General features: G+C 40.4%; 17 protein-coding genes. 11 read left to right on the forward strand and 6 right to left on the reverse strand.

What is annotated here, in order from left to right:
- The first annotated feature begins 35 nt into the window (after nt 1-35).
- From F931_RS15380 to F931_RS15400, 5 genes are all read left to right on the forward strand, one after another.
- Complete coding sequence (locus F931_RS15380) at nt 36-824, forward strand: crotonase/enoyl-CoA hydratase family protein (RefSeq protein ID WP_016142191.1); 789 nt, start codon at nt 36-38, stop codon at nt 822-824.
- A 12-nt stretch (nt 825-836) separates the two neighbouring features.
- Nucleotides 837-1,706: an NAD(P)-dependent oxidoreductase gene (gene glxR / locus F931_RS15385; RefSeq protein WP_016142192.1), complete on the forward strand. Its 870-nt coding sequence runs from the start codon at nt 837-839 to the stop codon at nt 1,704-1,706.
- Nucleotides 1,707-1,719: 13 nt separating this feature from the next.
- On the forward strand, nt 1,720-2,514 hold the full coding sequence (hyi, locus tag F931_RS15390; protein WP_016142193.1) for a hydroxypyruvate isomerase family protein: 795 nt from the start codon (nt 1,720-1,722) through the stop codon (nt 2,512-2,514).
- 81 nt (nt 2,515-2,595) lie between these two features.
- A complete protein-coding gene (gene rsfS / locus F931_RS15395; RefSeq protein WP_001047580.1) occupies nt 2,596-2,997 on the forward strand; it encodes a ribosome silencing factor in 402 nt (133 codons plus the stop codon).
- Nucleotides 2,998-3,202: 205 nt separating this feature from the next.
- Nucleotides 3,203-4,024: an SDR family NAD(P)-dependent oxidoreductase gene (locus tag F931_RS15400; RefSeq protein ID WP_016142194.1), complete on the forward strand. Its 822-nt coding sequence runs from the start codon at nt 3,203-3,205 to the stop codon at nt 4,022-4,024.
- 53 nt (nt 4,025-4,077) lie between these two features.
- Here the strand turns inward: F931_RS15400 and pntB are convergent, their stop codons facing one another.
- The 3 genes from pntB to F931_RS15415 are packed head-to-tail and all read right to left on the reverse strand — an operon-like array spanning nt 4,078 to nt 6,998.
- Nucleotides 4,078-5,532: an NAD(P)(+) transhydrogenase (Re/Si-specific) subunit beta gene (gene pntB / locus F931_RS15405; protein WP_016142195.1), complete on the reverse strand. Its 1,455-nt coding sequence runs from the start codon at nt 5,530-5,532 to the stop codon at nt 4,078-4,080.
- 12 nt (nt 5,533-5,544) lie between these two features.
- Complete coding sequence (locus tag F931_RS15410; protein ID WP_000230434.1) at nt 5,545-5,859, reverse strand: proton-translocating transhydrogenase family protein; 315 nt, start codon at nt 5,857-5,859, stop codon at nt 5,545-5,547.
- 11 nt (nt 5,860-5,870) lie between these two features.
- A complete protein-coding gene (locus F931_RS15415) occupies nt 5,871-6,998 on the reverse strand; it encodes a Re/Si-specific NAD(P)(+) transhydrogenase subunit alpha (protein ID WP_016142196.1) in 1,128 nt (375 codons plus the stop codon).
- A 238-nt stretch (nt 6,999-7,236) separates the two neighbouring features.
- On the opposite strand from F931_RS15415, the gene F931_RS15420 reads away from it, so the two are divergent.
- From F931_RS15420 to F931_RS15440, 5 genes are all read left to right on the forward strand, one after another.
- Complete coding sequence (locus tag F931_RS15420; RefSeq protein ID WP_016142197.1) at nt 7,237-8,163, forward strand: DMT family transporter; 927 nt, start codon at nt 7,237-7,239, stop codon at nt 8,161-8,163.
- A gap of 68 nt (nt 8,164-8,231) precedes the next feature.
- A complete protein-coding gene (locus F931_RS15425) occupies nt 8,232-8,642 on the forward strand; it encodes a RidA family protein (RefSeq protein WP_016142198.1) in 411 nt (136 codons plus the stop codon).
- Nucleotides 8,643-8,657: 15 nt separating this feature from the next.
- Entirely contained in the window at nt 8,658-9,842 is a 1,185-nt protein-coding gene (locus F931_RS15430; protein WP_016142199.1) for an MFS transporter, read from the forward strand.
- A 148-nt stretch (nt 9,843-9,990) separates the two neighbouring features.
- Nucleotides 9,991-10,995, forward strand: coding sequence for a tRNA dihydrouridine(20/20a) synthase DusA (dusA, locus tag F931_RS15435; protein ID WP_016142200.1), 1,005 nt, complete (start codon nt 9,991-9,993; stop codon nt 10,993-10,995).
- Nucleotides 10,996-11,329: 334 nt separating this feature from the next.
- Nucleotides 11,330-11,842: a hypothetical protein gene (locus F931_RS15440; RefSeq protein ID WP_016142201.1), complete on the forward strand. Its 513-nt coding sequence runs from the start codon at nt 11,330-11,332 to the stop codon at nt 11,840-11,842.
- 8 nt (nt 11,843-11,850) lie between these two features.
- On the opposite strand, the gene F931_RS15445 is transcribed toward F931_RS15440, so the two are convergent.
- The gene (locus F931_RS15445; RefSeq protein ID WP_080649509.1) at nt 11,851-12,750 is read right to left on the reverse strand and encodes a LysR family transcriptional regulator; all 900 of its coding nucleotides are present in this window, start codon (nt 12,748-12,750) and stop codon (nt 11,851-11,853) included.
- A 96-nt stretch (nt 12,751-12,846) separates the two neighbouring features.
- On the opposite strand from F931_RS15445, the gene F931_RS22210 reads away from it, so the two are divergent.
- On the forward strand, nt 12,847-12,969 hold the full coding sequence (locus F931_RS22210) for a hypothetical protein (RefSeq protein WP_080649510.1): 123 nt from the start codon (nt 12,847-12,849) through the stop codon (nt 12,967-12,969).
- A 71-nt stretch (nt 12,970-13,040) separates the two neighbouring features.
- Here F931_RS22210 and F931_RS15450 read toward each other — a convergent pair whose 3' ends face one another.
- Both F931_RS15450 and acnA read right to left on the reverse strand, forming a co-directional pair.
- The gene (locus tag F931_RS15450; RefSeq protein WP_016142203.1) at nt 13,041-13,802 is read right to left on the reverse strand and encodes a tRNA threonylcarbamoyladenosine dehydratase; all 762 of its coding nucleotides are present in this window, start codon (nt 13,800-13,802) and stop codon (nt 13,041-13,043) included.
- A gap of 332 nt (nt 13,803-14,134) precedes the next feature.
- Nucleotides 14,135-16,891, reverse strand: a complete 2,757-nt coding sequence (acnA, locus tag F931_RS15455) for an aconitate hydratase AcnA (RefSeq protein WP_016142204.1) — start codon at nt 16,889-16,891, stop codon at nt 14,135-14,137.
- Between the last annotated feature and the right edge of the window lie 2 nt (nt 16,892-16,893).

The following is a 16,893-nucleotide window of genomic DNA, read 5'->3' on the forward strand; positions in this document are numbered from 1 at the left end:
CTCCGCTTATCTATAAAAAAAGAAGCGGAAATCTCATGGCACTCTTACGTATTGAAAAGAATAATGGCATTGCAACGGTATATTTAAACCGTCCTGACAAACGCAATGCCATGAGTTTTGCCTTATTAAAAGAACTTGTTTCAACAGCAAAAGCCATTAAAAAGGACCGTGATATTCGCTGTGTGATTTTGACAGGTGAAGCACAAGTTTTTAGCGCCGGAATTGATTTATCCGACCTAAACAATCCAAAAAATTCTGCTTTTGCCATTTGGGAGCTTGTAAAACCAGGCCAAAGCCTATTTCAAAAAGCATTTCTTATTTGGCAAAATTTACCTGTACCTGTGATTGCGGCACTAGAAGGATACTGTTTTGGCGCAGGCATGCAACTTGCCTTAGCAGCCGACATTCGGATTTCTCACCCTGACACTAAAATGTCGATTATGGAAAGTCGTTGGGGCTTAGTTCCAGATATGGGACTTACTCGTTCATTGAAAGGTTTAATTGGCGTTGACCTTGCAAAAGAACTCACCTTAACCGCTCGTGTTTTCGATGGAAATTATGCAAAAGAAATTGGTCTTGTCACTCATTTAAGCGACGCTCCACTAGAGAAAGCAAATGAAATTGCAGCTGAAATGTTACAGCGCTCACCAGATGCGCTCACTGCGGCAAAACGTGTACTTGATGCGATGGAGCACCAACCAGAAAAATCATTACGTTTAGAAAAAATCTGGCAACTTAAATTATTACTTGGTAAAAATAGCAAGCTTGCTCGTAAAAAAGACAAACATCCGGAAGTTAATTTTTTACCACGCCAATATAAATAAAGAGCTTAGATTATGAATTTTGATCGCAACACCCCTATTGCTTTTTTAGGCATAGGGTTGATGGGAAGCCGCATGGCAACCCGTCTTATTCAGGCAGGTTTTCAAGTTGCTGTTTGGAACCGAACCTCTTCTGCGTGTGAAGAACTGATTGATATCGGCGCACAGCCTTTAGATCTTATAAATATTGGCGAATATCCTGTTATTTTAACTTGTCTCGCAGATGACCAAGCCATACAAAGTGTATTTGAGCAAATCCAACCTCACTTAAAAGCTAAACAGGTGATTGTTGATTTCTCAAGTTTATCTGTTGCTGTAACAAAAACACTTGCTCAAGAGGCTGCCAAGCATGACGTTACTTGGATTGATTCTCCTGTGTCGGGAGGAACAGCTGGGGCAGAACAAGGCACACTTGTCATTTTTGCAGGCGGTGATGCTCAAACAATTACAGAGTTAACGCCTATTTATAATGTTCTATCTCAACGTGTAACACGCATGGGAGACACAGGAACTGGTCAAGCCACCAAAATTTGTAATCAACTCATCGTTGCAGCCAACAGCGCACTTATTGCAGAAGCTGTCGCGCTTGCAGACCGAGCGGGTGTAGATACAACTTTACTCGCTCCAGCCTTAGCGGGTGGATTTGCAGACTCTAAACCCTTTCAAATTCTAACCCCACGCATGGCAACTCATACATTTGAACCTATTCAGTGGAAAGTTCAAACATTATCTAAGGATCTTAACAACGCAGTAACATTGGCTAACAATGTTAATTTAGACATCCCCGTTGCACAAAAAGCTCTATTACAGCTACAAACTCACCAAAAAAATGGCTTTGCCGAGAAAGATTTAGCTACTATGATTCAATTAGTAGAGCAAAAATAAACGGAGTTTGAGTATGGGTCGTCTTGCAGTCAATTTATCCATGATTTTTACCGAAGTTCCTTTAATTGAACGCTTCGCTCTGGCTCATGCACAGGGCTTTGAATATGTAGAAATTCAATTCCCCTATGAATTGACGATTGAAGATATTCAAACTCAACTCGAACGCTACAATCTCAGCCTTTGCTTAATTAATGTGCCTGCTGGTGATCTTATGCAAGGCGGGAATGGTTTAGCAGGCATACCCGGCCAAGAAGCAGCTTTTCATGAAGCATTAGAATTGGCTATTCGTTATGCCACTGCTTTAAACGTTCCTCGTGTTAATATTTTAGCGGGTAAACAACCGCTTGATGCAGACTTGCTTCCTTGTTTAAAAACATTAGCAGCTAATCTAAAACTTGCCTGCAATTTACTCGGTGAACATGGTATAGAGCCTGTTTTTGAAATGATTAACGGCACTGATATGCCACGCTTTTTAGTGCAAAACATTGCACAAGCACAAGAGATGCTCGAAGCGGTCAACCAACCTACTCTCAAAATGCAGTATGACTGCTATCACATGGCGATGATGGGCGAAGATGTACTTGAAGGTTTACAAGAGAATATTAACTTAATTGGACATATTCAATTTGCAGACTGCCCAGGCCGCCATGAACCTGATACAGCTCAAATCCCATATGAACAAATTTTTTCTTGGTTAAAGCAAAGCTCATATCAGAACTATATTGCAGCAGAATATAAACCTGAAAATGGTTCAAATCAGTCGTTTACATGGAAGAAAAAATACTTTTCTGATGATGTAAATATATAAACTGTTACGACTTCTGTTTGAAATTTAGCGTGAAAACCACTATATTAGATAGTGAGTAATTGTCAGGAAAATATACCCTATATGAATTTAGAACCATCGCCCAGCGTGTCTAATTCTCACGATTTCGCAATGAATACCTCAAATAAAGACGTACAAGCTTGTCTCAAAGTCGTCCACGACGCTTTAGTTGATGTAAAAGCAAAAGATATTCTCCAGTTAGATGTTAGCTCAATTAGCAATGTCGCTGATGCTATTGTAATTGCAAGTGGTACTTCTACTCGCCATGTCAAAGCACTTGCTGACAATGTTGCAGAAGAAGCTCGTAAAGCCGGTTTCCGCCCGATTGGTGTTGAAGGTGAACGAGATGCAGAATGGATCTTAATTGATCTCGGCTTTGTTGTAGTACATGTAATGCTACCAACAGCTCGTAAATTCTATGATTTAGAAAGCTTATGGCGTACCGCTCCAGAGTCGGTTGCTTAAAATTTTGCTTTTAAAAAAAGCGGCTCTTTTGAGCCGCTTTTTTATTTCACTAATAGCAATTTAGCCCCTTTTAATTATCATCTACTATCTCTAAGAAACCAATTAGCAGTTACGACCAAATTTGACATGACAAATTGTCAGATTTATCGCACTATACAAATTCTTAAAGTTCTCACCAATAATTAGCATAACCGGAGTACAGAAAGTGAAGATACTAATTACGGGCGCCAACACAGGGATTGGTTTTGCCACAGCAGAACAACTTGTTAAACAAGGACAACATGTGATTTTGGCTTGTCGAAATCCACAAAAAGCACAAGAGGCACAAAACAAACTACGCTCACTCGACCAAGGCCAAGTCAATGTCGTTTCTCTCGACTTAAATAGTCTTGAATTAACTAGAAAAGCTGCCGATGAAATTGCAGATAAATATGGCAATCTTGACGTACTCATTAATAATGCAGGCTTATTTTCCAGAACAAAGCAACTAACCACAGAGGGTTTTGAGCAACAATTTGGGGTTAATTATTTAGGCCATTTTTTACTCACTCAAAAATTACTTCCAGTTTTAAAACAGTCTCCAAAAGCACGCATCATCCATCTTGCATCTATTGCTCATTGGGTTGGCTCAATTAAACCCAATAAGTTTCGTGCAGAAGGTTTTTACAATCCCCTTTTCTATTACGGGCAATCAAAACTTGCAAATTTACTGTTTAGCAATGCATTAGCAGAGCAACTCGCAGAAAGTTCAATTACCAATAATGCATTACACCCCGGCGGTGTTGCTTCTGATATTTATCGTGAATTACCAAAGCCGGTTTATGCAGCGATGAAATTAGGCTTGGTTCCAACCTCAGTTCCAGCAAAGCTCATTACAGAAATGGCAATCGGAGATGCATGGCAAAACCGCAACGGCGAATATGTCAGTGCACATATGCCAGACTGGAAATCCTCACATGCTAAAAATCAGCAACTGGCACGTGACCTGTATCAACAGTCTATGGATCTGGTAGAAAAATTTCTTTAAAAATAAAGCCAAATAAAAAACCACCCGAAGGTGGTTTTTTATTTCAAAGCAACTTAGTGGCCTGTACCGTTAATTGCTTTCGTCATATCTTCAACAACTTTCTTGGCATCACCAAAGATCATCATTGTTTTTTCGTTATAGAACAAATCATTGTCTAGACCAGCATAACCTGTTGCCATAGAACGCTTAATCACCATGATTGTACGCGCTTTATGAGCTTCAAGAATCGGCATACCATAAATCGGTGAGCTTGGATCATCTTTTGCAGCAGGGTTAACAACGTCGTTTGCACCAATAACAAGTACTACGTCGGTTGCAGGGAAGTCCGAGTTAATCTCATCCATTTCCAAGATGTCTTCATATGCTACGTCTGCTTCAGCAAGCAATACGTTCATGTGACCAGGCATACGACCTGCAACCGGATGGATGGCGAAACGAACGCGAACACCTTGCTCTTTTAGAATTTCACACAACTCTTTTACAGCATTTTGTGCACGACCTTGCGCCATACCATAACCCGGTACAATCACAACGCTGTCAGCATTTGACATCAAGAAGCCAGCATCATCAGCAGAACCTGAACGGTGGTTACGTTGAACTTGTTCACCTTTATCTGCCGATGCAACTGCTGCACCACCCATTGCCCCACCAAACAATACATTGATGATTGAACGGTTCATTGCTTTACACATGATGTACGACAGAATCGCACCAGATGAACCCACGAGAGAACCCGCAACGATCAACATATTGTTTTCAAGTGTAAAACCAATACCTGCCGCAGCCCAACCAGAGAATGAGTTAAGAAGCGATACCACCACAGGCATATCACCACCGCCTACTGGCGCAATCCAAACCCAACCAAATGCAAGTGCAAGAGCTGTCATTGCCCAGAATGCAGTCATGTTGCCAGTCGTGAAGAAGTAGAAACCACAAGCCAACATCGCAATAAAGATAAGCGCTTGAACAGGTTTAACCCACGCACCAGAAATTGTTTTAGCCCATTTTTTCGCAGCCAATTTACCGTATGCAAACACAGATGCAGTAAAGGTAATCGCACCTACGAAACAGCCAACAAACAATTCAAACAAGTGAACCTTGCTCATGTGTGCATGTTGCACGCCAGCTGCTATTAAAGCCGCTTCATTTTGAGCGAATAGCTCAGTAAGTTGGTTGTTATGTAAAATTGCAGCAATTGCAATGAGAACAGCAGCCAAACCAACCAATGAGTGCATAAGCGCAACAGTTTCTGGCATTTGCGTCATTGGTACGGTACGAGCACGTGCAATACCTACGATTGCACCGAGCACCATTGCACCAACAATCATCCAGATCACTGGATTATTAGCAACAAAGAAAGTCGTTACAACTGCAATCGCCATCGCGATCATACCGTAACGGTTACCTTGAATTGCTGTTTTAGGACCAGACAAACCACGAAGCGTCAAGATAAAGAGGATTGCGCCAACAAGGTATAACCAGTTTGCATTTGCTTGAATAAATTCCATGTCAAAGCCCTCTTATTTCTTTTGCTTAGGCTTGAACATTTCCAGCATGCGTGCAGTTACTGCGAAGCCACCGAAAATATTAATGCTTGCCAAAAATACTGCAATCGCACCGAGTACGCTCACCACATTCACACTTTGAAATGCAACGTTAGCATCTACACCTAAAACTGGCAGACCCACGGTTTGCAACATCGCACCTACCACAATAATAGATGACAACGCATTGGTTACTGCCATAAGTGGCGTATGCAAAGCTGGCGTAACGCCCCAAACCACGTAATAACCTACGAAGATGGCAAGGACGAAAATTGTAATAGTTTCAACCATAAGAAATCTCCTTAACCATGCTTAAGCAGTACTTGACCGCCATGAGTGACCAATAGGGCTTTTTGGATCTCGTCTTCTTGATTAATCGCAAAGTTTTTCTCTTTGTCGAATAAAGTCTCTACGAAATTAAAAACGTTACGCGCATACAATGCAGAAGCTTCTGTTGCTACAGTGGCCGGAATATTTGGAACACCCAAAATTTTCACGCCATTTTCAGTAAATACAGTCTCACCCACTTTAGAGCCTTCAACGTTACCACCAGTTTCAACTGCCATATCTAAAATGACAGAGCCCGGTTTCATCTTGGCAACAGTTTCAGCTTTAATCAGACGTGGCGCATCACGACCTGGTAGCAATGCAGTCGTAATCACGATGTCTGCGTTAGAAACAGCTTTATCTACAATCGCAGCCTGGTCTTTGATGTACTGCTCACCCGGCATCCATCCATAACCATTTTTAGCGGCATCCGCTGCACGTTGTTGCTCTTCTTCAGACATTGGTACGTCTAACCACTTACCACCTAAAGACTCAACTTGATCTTTTGCTGTAGGACGCAAGTCAGTCGCTTCAACAATTGCACCTAAACGTTTAGCAGTTGCAATCGCCTGTAGACCTGCAACGCCCACACCCATAATCACAACACGTGCAGGTTTTACAGTACCCGCAGCAGTCATAAGCATTGGGAACATGCGTTGATATTCAGCAGCAGCAAGTAAAACTGATTTATAACCAGCCAAGTTTGCTTGAGAAGACAACACATCCATGTTTTGTGCACGAGAAAGCGTACGAGGAAGCAGTTCTAGAGCAAAAGCAGACACTTGTTGATTCGCAAACTGATCTAGCTCGGTATTACGATAAGGATCAAACATTGCTACAACAGCGGTATTTGCTGCAAGTTTCTGAATTTCCCCGCCCTGTGGAGCGCGAACTTTCAAAATAATTTGACTACCCGTATAGGCATCATCCGTAATGGTTGCACCGACCTGTTCATAAGCACTGTCAATGTACGCAGCCTTTACACCAGCACCACGTTCAATCACAACGCTATGACCAGCGCTAATCAACTTCTTTACTGTCTCTGGCGTAGCAGCTACACGATTTTCACCGACGACAGTTTCGGTTGGGATTCCGATCTGCATGAGCGTTCCTCAAGCTAATTTCTCATTGTCAAAAACATTGCAAGCTGCAATGTTTCCCCCATGTGTATTCTTTGTACAGAATTTGGATTCTAATTGAACTTTTTTAAAATACCACCCAATATTTATTTAATAAATACCCATATTTTGAACTGATGATTCACGATATTTGATTTGAGGTGTAATATAGGAAGATTTTTCTTTTTTTACAGACAATAGTCTCTCTTATACAGTCCTGTATATGAAAATTTCTTTATCATCGTTTCAAATCGGGTCTTTTTTTGCGCTTTGCTCTGCGTTTTTATTCAGTACCAAAGCAATCTTTATTAAACAGACTTATGCCCTTTCTCCATTAGTCGACGGTACAGTCCTGATGGCTTTACGCATGTTAAGCGCTTTACCGTTCTTTCTATTAATTTGCTGGTTTAACAGGCATCATAATCAGGGCATAAAAAAGAAGGATTGGCTAATTTTAATTTTTGCCGGTCTATTAGGCTACTACTTTGCAAGTTGGCTCGATTTCATGGGTCTTATGTTTATTAGCGCCTCTCTAGAACGAATTATTCTATTTTTATACCCTACTCTCACCGTCATTGTTTCGAGTCTACTCTACAAACAAAAATTAGATGTAAAAAGTTTATTTGCCATTTTTCTTAGTTATGGTGGAACGGTGCTGGTTATGCTTCAGGAGCACCACAACGCACCAATTCAGGGCAACTTCTGGTTAGGAACAAGTTTTGTATTTGCAAGCGCTGTGGCTTTCGCCGGCTATTTATTACTAACACCCCCTCTCATTAAGAAATTTGGTTCTTGGAATTTCACAGGGTTAGCTCTAACTGTGGCTTGTGTCGGCACATTAACTCACTATGTATTAAACACACCTCATCCTATTCAACTTTTATTCCAACTCCCCTCTAGCGTGATTTGGTATGGGATTGGCTTAGGCTTTTTAGTTACCGTGTTACCCACCGTTATGCTTATGCAAAGCATTGAACGGTTAGGAGCCTCTCAATCAGCAATGATCGCTTCGATTGGACCAGTTTTAACAATTTTACTTGCCGTGGCTTTTTTAAATGAACACCTAAATATATGGCAATGGGTCGGCTGCCTACTGAATATTGTAGGTGTAATGATGATTACATTAAGAAAGAAAAGACTGAAACATTAAATTCTCTTGACCTCAACTTAAGTTGAGGTTGGATACTCATCTAAATTTTAATGAACGGTTGAGTTCCCATGAGTCAAGAAGCTTTTAAAATCATAAATCCATCAACGTTATATGATCCTACCTCAAATGGTTATAGCCATGTTGCTGTGGTAAAAAACTTTAAGAATATTATTCATGTAGCAGGTCAAGGCGGCGAAAATTCCAAAGGGGAATTAAGCTCAAATTTTGAAGAACAAGCGAACCAAGTTTTTGATAATATTCAACATGCTTTAAAAGCCGCCAATGCAGAGCTTAACAACATTGCCGTGTTAAGAGTTTTAGTTGTTGACCATTCGGTCGAAAAACATCAAATTTTGATTAAAATTATGCAAAATTTATGGAAAAATCATCCTTTTCCTGCCTGTACACTCATTCCTGTGCCATGCCTTGCACTAGAACATATGCTCATTGAAATTGAAGCAACGGCATACACCCAATAAAACTGAGAGAACATCATGTCTACCCCTGAAGATATCAGTCAAAATAAACCTTTGCTTTGGTTGATGGCAGCAGCATGTGGCTTATGTGCAGGTGTGAATTATTATTGTCAGCCGCTGATTCACTCTATTCAGCAAGATTTTGCTGTAACTCAAGCACAAGCCGCTTTAACAGTGACATTCGCTCAGGTGTCTTATGCCCTCGGCCTACTCTTTATTGTTCCGATGGGTGATATTGTTAATAAAGCTAAAGCTATTCCGTTTTTGATGGTGCTTTGCGCAATTGGTCTATTTACATCTGCTTTTGCTGTTAACTTGCCCATGCTATGGATTGGTACAATTTTAGCGGGCTTATTTTCTGTTGCAGCTCAAGTGCTTATTCCACTTGCCACAATGACCGTAAAACCTGAAAAAACAGGCGAAATTATTGGCTTTTTAATGAGTGGCTTATTGGTCGGGATTTTACTCTCTACCAGTCTAGCAGGCTTATTTTCGAATCTTTTCCACTGGAAAGTAGTTTATGTAGTCAGTGGTGTGTTAATGCTTATGTTGGCCTACACCTTAAAAAGTCGCCTGCCTTATGTCATGCGCATGAAAATGAACTATGGGCAAATCTTTGTTTCCATGGCTCAGCTTTTAAAAGAGGAAAAGCGACTATTATTAAGAGCACTTACAGGGGCTTTCGCCTTTGCAGCAGTGAGTATTCTATATTCCACCATCGCGTTACTTCTCACCTCGGCACATCATTTACCTGATCTATTTATCGGACTAGTCCCGTTAGTCGGTATCTTTGGTGCTTTATCTACACGTTATATTGGTAAATATGCCGACCAAGGATATACACGCCTCCTCACTTGGATGGGCTGTGGGCTGTTTTTGGTAAGTTGGATTTGTTTCTATTTCGGACAAACTCTACTTTCAGCTTATGTCATTGGTTTTGCTCTAATTCAATTGGCACTGGCGCTGGTACACACCAGTAACCAAAGTATTATTTTCCGTTTACGTCCCGATGCCAAATCTCGTATCAATGCTATTTATATGACCACTTACTTTATTGGTGGTGCTGGTGGTTCGGCATTAGGGATTTTTGCATGGAATCGTGGTGGATGGACTATGACATGCCTTGCAGGTGTAGGCCTCGTTGTATTTTGTATTTTATTTAGCGTGATTGATGCTTTCTTACAAAAAAAGCAAATGCCTTAACGCTAAAGTAATTTATTAAAAATCATCTTCCTATATTTAACACAAGGGTGGTTATAAATTACTCGGTTAAAAGCCACTGTCGATTCAGGGCCAAACCCCGTATAATGCTGCCCTTTCATTAATTTAGCGACTTTTGGGTCTATTGGTTATGCAATCACTTCAATCGTTACAACCTCGTATTTCAGTAGCCCCTATGATGGACTGGACTACAAAGGATTACCGATTCTTTGCACGGTTGTTTAACCCAAACGTTGTGCTCTATACCGAAATGGTCACTACAGGCGCAATCCTATTTGGCGATGCTAAACGCCATTTGGACTACAGCGCACAAGAACATCCGATCGTATTACAACTTGGTGGTTCAAATCCCGAAGAACTTGCAACCTGCACAAAAATGGCAGAAGACTGGGGTTACGATGAAGTTAACCTGAATGTAGGCTGTCCAAGTGACCGGGTACAGAACAATAAAATCGGCGCATGTTTAATGGCAGAGCCAGACTTGGTTGCTGAATGCATTCATACCATGCAAAAGGCAGTAAAGATTCCAGTAACGGTAAAGCACCGTATCGGTATTGATGACATGCAGTCTTACGAAGAAATGCTACATTTCGTAGATACTGTCGCAGCAACAGGTTGTACTTATTTCGTTGTACATGCCCGTATTGCTATTTTGAAGGGTTTATCTCCGAAAGAAAACCGAGAAGTACCACCTTTACGCTATGAAGATGTATATCGTTTAAAGCAAGAGCGCCCACATCTCACCATTGAAATTAATGGTGGAATTAAAACGTTTGCCGAAACTCAAACACATTTACAGCATGTTGATGGTGTCATGATTGGCCGTGAAGCCTACCATAACCCTTACCTACTTGCTGAGCTCGGCCAACTTTGGAATTTAGAAGCACCAGATCGATTCGATATTATGGAACAAATGCTGCCTTATATTGAACAACGTATGGCTGAAGGTGCCCCTCTTTCAATCATTACACGTCATATTTTAGGTTTATTCCAAAACTTGCCAGGCGCTCGTAAATGGCGTCAAGCGCTAAGTGGCGGAAATGCAAAAACTTTAGCTGACGTTGAAAATGCGATTCAAAACATGCAAGCTACTATGATTCGCACTGAAGAATATTTAAAAGAGCAGCAAGTTTAAGTTGGTGACGACTTCTTAAATTGTAAGAAAATGTGGCATTTTAAATCAGCGACTTAGATTTTGAGTATATTCGCAAATGTTGAAGCAAAATATTCAAATTTAAGTTCTGATTTATTATTTATTTATAATAATGTCAATAATTTAAGTTTTACTGTTTTTAATAAACCTTTTGACGAGCATCTTTTCACTTCAAAGCACAAGCCTCTGGAAAAAAGATACGTTATTACATAACATAGACAAAACTTTTAAGGTACGCCTATTAGTATCTCTGAACGCCACAGGTAGGTGGTGATTTTTTTAATATGGACATGGGTAGCACGGTAGAGATTTCACGATGATTATTTATGACGGACAAGTAGCTGATAATTACATGTATCAGGATTCAAATCAGGCAGCCATTGTTGTATCGCACAGCACACCAAGCCTCCCTTATCCTTTCACCATGAAACCCAATAATCATCAAACTCAAACCTCAACTAATCCTCCCATTGATGTAGAAAAGTTCGTAGAAAAATTAGAAAGTATTACATCTAGACGCAGTAAAGCGAGATGCGCACGCAGTATCCGCCTTGCGCTCGAATCTGCTGGTGCCGATGTTGAAAACCATCCAATTGCAGCTTCAGATTGGGGTGATACTCTTAAAAAGATTGGCTATAAAGAAATTGATCCAGCCTTCGACGAACCTCAGGAAGGTGATATTTACATCATTCACCGAACCCGCAACCATGTTTATGGACATATCGCTGGATATACAGGAAGTGAGTGGGTTTCTGACTTCAAACAAAGTAGTTATGATGTCTATAAAGACGATAATGTTACTTATACTTATTATAGATTAGCTGCCTAATCAATTTCCTAAAATTGAAAAACTTGATGGATGCGTTCAGCACAATGCTGAATTATTTCATCATGATCTTTTCTATAAACCAAAACTACTTCTGAAAGTGATAGCTGATCGGTTAAAGGCAATAGTTTTACCTGAACAGGCAAGATCTGCTGAAATTCTTTAGGCACAATACTTACACCAACATTTGCAGCCACAAGTTGTAACTGTGAAATCTTACGTGACTGAATTGGGGCTTTTTGTGGGGTAAATCCTGCGACTAAACATAGATTTGAAACTAAATAGCTTAATCCACCTCTTTTAGAATGTGGTGTAGAAACAAAGTATTCCTCTTTTAAATCTTTGACTTCCAACTTCTCTTTATTTGTAAACTTAGCATGATCAATGTGCACGGCCACCATTAAAGGTTCTTCATATAATTTAAGAACATTGACATCATCTAATGTATGCCGAACTGGTGGTCTAATTAAACCAATATCAACCTCCCCATTCAGTAAAGCCAAAACCTGATGCTCAGATGACAACGTGTTTATCTCAAAGTTAATTTTTTGCTCTAAGCTAATTTCTTTTAATATTTGAACCTTTTTAGCATCCATAACAATACTGCTCGAGTGAGCAATTTTAATCTGGCGATTTTTTCCTTCTGCAATATTCTTAGAAACGCCAATAATCTCATTTAAATAATGCATATTATCTTTTATTTTTTTATAGAAGACCTCTCCCGCTGTCGTCAGTTTCACTTTCTTATCAGTACGATCAAATAATTTAAAGTCAATTTCTTCTTCTAATAATTTAATTTGCCGACTTAAAGCAGACTGAGCTATGAATAGCTTTTCAGAAGCCGCGGTAAAGCTTCCTTCTTCAACGATTTTTATAAAATATTGGAATTGTTTTAATGTGAGCATTTCTATCTCAAAATTAGATCATTAGGTCTATTTTCTATATTAGATTAGATAGACTGCCTTCGCTAGAATTTTATCAAGACCATTCACTTGATTGAATTATTCATGAAGTATTTAAAAGGTTTAGCCATCTTCACCGTTGTTGTTCTAATATTATGGTGCTTTAAATTTTATGATCAACAGCTCCCAACACAGCCCAAACACGACAACATAGAGTTATATGATTAAATCAATTTTAACTTTACTCAAAAAACAAAAGGCATGCACTCACATAAGTGCATGCCTCTTCAATATTTAAATTATGCTTTCTTTAAATCGAGTTTCTTCAAAACTTCAGCTACAGCAATCATCGCAAAGCTTGACGTCACCACTACCGCCGAACCATATCCACCACAGCGTAACCCTGCCGATGGGCAGACATCAGCATTAGAAAATGGGTTATCGATTGAGTAAATACAGGTAATTCCAAATTTCTCTTTTGGCTTTTTACAAATACCTCGAGCACGAAGCTGACTACGGAGCTTCGCTAACATCGGGTCCTGTTCTGTTTTTGATAAATCAGCCACACGGATTTTAAGGGGATCGAGTTTACCACCTGCTCCGCCCGAAACAATCAAAGGAATTTTATTAAAACGACAATGAAGCATTAAAGCCAATTTCGCTTTAACGTCATCAATACAGTCCAAGATAATATCAGGTACAGGCTTTAAAATCTCGGTGACATTCTCAGGGGTTAAAAAGTCATCAATAATATTAACTTTAATACGTGGGTTAATTTGGCGACAACGCTCCGCCATAATCTCAACTTTTTCACAGCCTAGAGTTGATGTCATCGCAGGCAACTGACGATTCACATTTGATGCCGCAACCACATCCATATCGACTAAAGTAATCTCACCAATACCCGTGCGTGCCAAAGCCTCTACCGCCCAACTACCAACACCACCAATCCCAATCACCATCACATGACTTTTTTCATAGTGCTGGAATGATGAATCACCATAAACTTTCGCTACACCTGCAAAACGGCGGTCATATTCATCTTGTGGAAGATCGGTCATTGCTACTCTTTGAGGATATAAAACACGGGAGGTATTTTACTGCTTTTTAGAAGAAAGTGTATTTTAGATCAAAGAAAACTTGAGATGGTGATATTTAACCTCACAACAAGCCTTATCATTATTAATCAAATTATACAGCTTAAGATTTAAACTATTGTTTACTAGTGTGACAGGCAGCATGGATGCTGCTCAGTTGGGCTGCGGTATAAGGATATACCGTCAGCCCGACAAAGGATTTTTGTTACTTTTTATCCTTAAAAAGTAAGGATACGCCTATATAGTCAACTTTAGCCAAAGCACTCCCATTACAAGGTTGTGCAAACTTAGCCAAGTTATGAAGCAATCAAATTCCGCAGTACATAATGCAAAATACCACCCGCCTTAAAGTACTCAACCTCATTTAACGTATCAATTCGACATAACACATTAAAGTGGCTGGCTACCCCATTTGGCCCTTTTACATCAACTTCCAGAATTTGATGAGGTTCAATCCCATCCGATAAACCACGAATCGAAATGACTTCGTGACCTGTTAAGTTGAGAGATTGTCGCGTTTGCCCATCAATAAACTGTAAAGGCAACACTCCCATACCCACCAAGTTTGAACGGTGAATACGTTCAAAGCTCTCGGCAATCACTGCTTTTACGCCTAATAAGTTTGTTCCCTTAGCAGCCCAGTCACGTGAAGAACCTGTTCCGTATTCTTTACCAGCAATGATCACAAGCGGTGTATGTTCTTGTTGGTAACGCATCGCCGCATCATAAATGGCAAGCTTTTCGCCACTTGGCACATGAATAGTATTACCACCCTCTTCACCACCAAGCATCTCATTTTTAATACGAATGTTGGCAAAGGTTCCGCGCATCATGACTTCATGATTACCACGTCGAGAACCATAGGAGTTAAAGTCTTTTGGCTCAACACCTTGCTCTTGTAAATATCGGCCTGCCGGACTGTCTTTTTTAATATTACCTGCTGGTGAAATATGGTCAGTTGTTACCGAATCACCGAGCACTGCTAAAACACGTGCCTGTTCAATATTTTTAATTGGTTTTGGTGGTTCGCCAATCCCCTCAAAGAACGGCGGATGACGAATATAAGTCGAATCATCCGCCCATTCGTAAGTTTTACTTTTCGGGATCTGGATCGCTTGCCAGCTTTCATCACCATCAAATACTGCAGCATATTCTTTATGGAACATCTCTGTATTTACTTTCTGTAAGACAGCATCAATTTCTGCCTGACTTGGCCAGATATCTTTTAAATAAACAGGTTGCCCATCTTTACCTTGCCCTATAGGTTGCGTAGTCAAATCGGTACGGATATTACCCACCAGACCATAAGCGACGACCAAAGGTGGCGAAGCAAGCCAGTTTGTTTTAACCAATGGGTGTACGCGTCCTTCAAAGTTACGGTTACCAGAAAGTACAGATGCAACATTCAAATCATGGCATTGAATTGCGTCTTCAACCGGTTCAGGTAATGGCCCTGAGTTACCAATACAGGTTGTACAACCATATCCCACCAAGTTATAGCCCAACTCATCTAAATATGGGGTAAGGCCTGCAGCCAATAAATAATCTGTAACAACCTTAGAACCCGGTGCAAGAGAGCTTTTCACCCATGGTTTCCGTTGCAAACCTTTTTCAATGGCTTTTTTAGCAAGTAATCCCGCCGCCAGCATTACACTCGGGTTAGAAGTATTGGTACAAGATGTGATGGCTGAAATAACAACATCACCATGATTTAATGGATAAGTTTGTCCTTCAATCACGCAAGAAGGACTTTCATGTTGAATATTTGCTTTTTTTGCCTCGACAGCAGTACCGCCACCGCCTTCATTTTCTAAACGCTCTTTAGCTTCTTTGGCTGGTTTTAAAGTTAACTCCATCAGCGCATTAAACGTTTTTGGTACTTCTGATAAAAGCACTCGGTCTTGTGGGCGTTTTGGGCCTGCCAAACTTGCCTGAACTGTATTCATATCAAGACTTAAGGTATCTGTAAAAACAGGTTCATCACCAGCATTTCGCCATAAGCCTTGTGCTTTGCTATACGCTTCAACCAATGCAATACGATCACTTTGACGACCAGTTAATTTTAAATATCCTAATGTCACTTCATCAATTGGGAAGAAACCACAAGTCGCACCATATTCTGGTGCCATATTGGCAATAGTTGCACGGTCAGCAAGTGGTAAATCAGCTAAGCCGTCTCCATAGAACTCTACAAATTTACCCACGACACCTTTTTGACGAAGCATTTGAGTAATGGTCAGCACCAAATCAGTTGCCGTAATGCCTTCTGGTAGTTTTCCTGTGAGCTTAAAACCAATGACTTCAGGAATCAGCATCGAGATAGGTTGGCCCAGCATAGCTGCTTCGGCCTCAATTCCTCCTACTCCCCAACCTAAAACACCTAAACCATTAATCATGGTGGTATGTGAGTCTGTACCCACTAAAGTATCTGGAAAAGCAAAAGTCTGGCCATTATCTTCGCCTAGCCACACTGCTTGAGCCAAATATTCTAAATTGACCTGATGGCAAATACCCGTACCTGGTGGCACTACACTAAAGTTATTAAATGCAGACTGTCCCCAACGTAAAAATTGATATCGCTCACCATTACGCTGCATCTCGATTTGTACGTTTTCTTCAAAAGCCTGATCATCGGCAAAATAATCAACCATGACAGAGTGGTCAATCACCAAATCAACGGGAGATAATGGATTAATTTTTTCAGGGTCGCCACCCGCTTGCGCCATCGCTGCTCGCATTGCAGCTAAATCCACCACTGCAGGCACACCCGTAAAATCTTGCATTAAAACCCTTGCAGGTCGATATTGAATTTCTTGATCTGAGGTGCGGGTTTTTAGCCATTCTGCTAAAGCATGGATGTGTTCAGTTTTAACGCTATGTTGATCTTCAAACCGTAATAAGTTTTCCAATAATACTTTTAAAGATTTCGGCAGTTTGGCAATATCCCCTAGCGTTTTCTCTGCTTGGGCTAAGCTAAAAATCTGATAATTGCTGGAACCTACTGTTAGCGTCTGTAAAGCATTAAAACTATTGATATTGCTATACTTAGCCATTG

The organism is Acinetobacter pittii ANC 4050 (genome assembly GCF_000399685.1).
In the GTDB taxonomy this organism is placed as follows: domain Bacteria; phylum Pseudomonadota; class Gammaproteobacteria; order Pseudomonadales; family Moraxellaceae; genus Acinetobacter; species Acinetobacter pittii_E.